Source organism: Roseateles sp. P5_E11, assembly GCF_054049355.1.
This window is the reverse complement of the sequence record NZ_JBFUMO010000791.1, coordinates 1-2,125: the sequence shown is the minus strand read 5'-3', so window position 1 is coordinate 2,125 and position 2,125 is coordinate 1. Positions and strand designations below refer to the sequence as shown.

The following is a 2,125-nucleotide window of genomic DNA, read 5'->3' as shown; positions in this document are numbered from 1 at the left end:
GCCTTTCCATGCGCGTCTTGTCGCCCAGGATGGCACCGCCGGACAGCGTGCTCGACGGGTCCACCGTCAGCACCGCCACGCGGTGGCCACGTTCCAGCAGGAACATGCCGAAGGCTTCGATGAAGGTGCTCTTGCCCACGCCCGGAACGCCGGAGATGCCCAGGCGCAGCGCACTGCCGGTGGCGGGCATCAGCTGAGTCAGCAGCGCATCGGCCTGCTCGCGGTGGTCGGCCCGGGTGGACTCGATCAGCGTGATGGCCTTGGCGAGTGCGCGGCGGTCGCCGGCCTGGAGGGGCGTTGCAAGACTCAAGCAGCCTCCCAGCGGTATTCGATGTCGAAGTCCTGCTCCTCGACAACCTTGAAGCCATGGCGGAGGTAGAAGTCGTTGGCGCGGCTTTCGCGCAGCGCCGCCAATGTGATGGGCAGGCCTTGTGCCTTGATCTGGTCGAGCACCCAGGCACCTATGCCCTGCCCTTGCCTGTCGGCGCGCAGATAGAGGTGATGCAGGCGCAACTCGCCGTCGCGCGGCTCGACGGTGAAGTAGCCCACGCGCTCGCCGTCGACGATGAGGTGCTGCATCCACTCAGGCCGGAACTGGCTCTTCAGCCGCGCCCGCGCGACGTCGGGATTGAAGCGGCCCAGCCGCTCCAGGCTCTCGCGCAGCGCCGCGATGCGCAGAGCCAGCATGTCTTCGAAGTCAGCCGCCCGCACCGTTTCGGTATGCAGAGTCAACACCGCACCTCCGTGGCCACGCTATTCAACTGACCGCTCCTCGGGGCGCTGGGCACCAAACAGCGCGTACTTGCATTCATCGACGGGGATCGAGATCGTCGCATTGAACATTTCAAACGCCTGATAGATCGAGGCCCCTGTATACCAACCCTCCTGCGAAGGCCCAAGGCTCCCTGATACCGTGAGGACCAACCGGTCCTCTTCCAGATTCATCCGTATCTGAAGACTGGTTACGCGCTGATGCCCCGAGGGCATCTCCTTCAGGTKCAACCCGCTCAAGAGAAAGATGTCGCCAAGACTTTCACCTTCGATGTTCACCAGGGCGGCGGTCTTGGCCCGCTCCTTCATGCGACCGAACATGCGGCTGAGCACGGCTGGTCCAACAACGGGCAAGTGAAGGTGGGGCCCTTGACCATGCGAATAGAGGGCAGTGCTAGGCGCAGGCTCCAGGCGAGGTATGTCCAGCCCGAGCGTGGGATCGACTCGGGCAGCCACCAGCCCTTCATACCCCTCTCGAGAACGCTTTTCATTTGTCAGCAGCCAGACGCTCCCGGGAAAGCGGCCGTATGTCATTGCAGGCTTGCCCGGATCTGCTCCAGCACGTCCTTGGCACTGGCCGGAATGGGCGTGCCGGGGCCGTAGATGCCCTTCACGCCCGCCGCGTACAGCATGTCGTAGTCCTGGGCCGGGATGACGCCGCCCACGAACACGATGATGTCGTCCGCGCCCTGCTTCTTCAGCTCCGCAATGATGGCCGGCACCAGCGTCTTGTGGCCGGCCGCCAGCGTCGAGATGCCCACCGCGTGCACGTCGTTCTCGATGGCCTGGCGGGCGCATTCCTCGGGGGTCTGGAACAGCGGGCCGATGTCGACGTCGAAGCCCAGGTCGGCAAAGGCGGTGGCCACGACCTTGGCGCCACGGTCGTGGCCGTCCTGGCCGAGCTTGGCGATCATCACGCGCGGGCGGCGGCCTTGTTCGTCACCGAAGGCGGCGATCTCGCCCTGCAGCTTGGCCCAGCCCTCGGCCGAGTCGTAGGCAGCCGCGTAGACGCCGCTGACCTTGTGCGTGTCGGCACGGTGGCGGCCGAAGACGGACTCCAGCGCGTCGGACACTTCGCCCACCGTCGCGCGCAGGCGCACGGCCTTGATGGACAGGTCCAGCAGGTTGCCTTCGCCAGTCTCCGCGGCCTGCGTCAGCGCGGCCAGCGCGGCCTGCACGGCGGCGGTGTCGCGCGTGGCCTTGATGCGGTTCAGGCGCTCTATCTGRCCGTCGCGCACCTTGACGTTGTCCACGTCCAGGATGTCGATGGGGTCTTCCTTGGCCAGCTTGTACTTGTTGACGCCGACGATGACGTCCTGGCCGGAGTCGATGCGCGCCTGCTTCTCGGCTGCAC

The 2,125-nt window shown here is 65.9% G+C and carries 3 protein-coding genes and 1 pseudogene; all 4 read right to left on the bottom strand.

Annotation, left to right across the window (positions count from 1 at the left end; all coding sequences use genetic code 11):
• Positions 1–310 (bottom strand): annotated as a pseudogene (locus tag ACXJKR_RS30635) (methylmalonyl Co-A mutase-associated GTPase MeaB); the annotation flags it as partial.
• On the bottom strand, positions 307–735 hold the full coding sequence (locus tag ACXJKR_RS30630; protein ID WP_457326058.1) for a GNAT family N-acetyltransferase: 429 nt from the start codon (positions 733–735) through the stop codon (positions 307–309). The gene ACXJKR_RS30630 and the pseudogene ACXJKR_RS30635, both read right to left, overlap by 4 nt.
• Before the next feature lie 18 nt (positions 736–753).
• Positions 754–1,104, bottom strand: coding sequence for a hypothetical protein (locus ACXJKR_RS30625; protein ID WP_457326057.1), 351 nt, complete (start codon positions 1,102–1,104; stop codon positions 754–756).
• Between the two features lie 197 nt (positions 1,105–1,301).
• Positions 1,302–2,125: methylmalonyl-CoA mutase family protein (locus tag ACXJKR_RS30620; RefSeq protein WP_457326056.1), on the bottom strand; the 824-nt coding region annotated here is incomplete at its 5' end.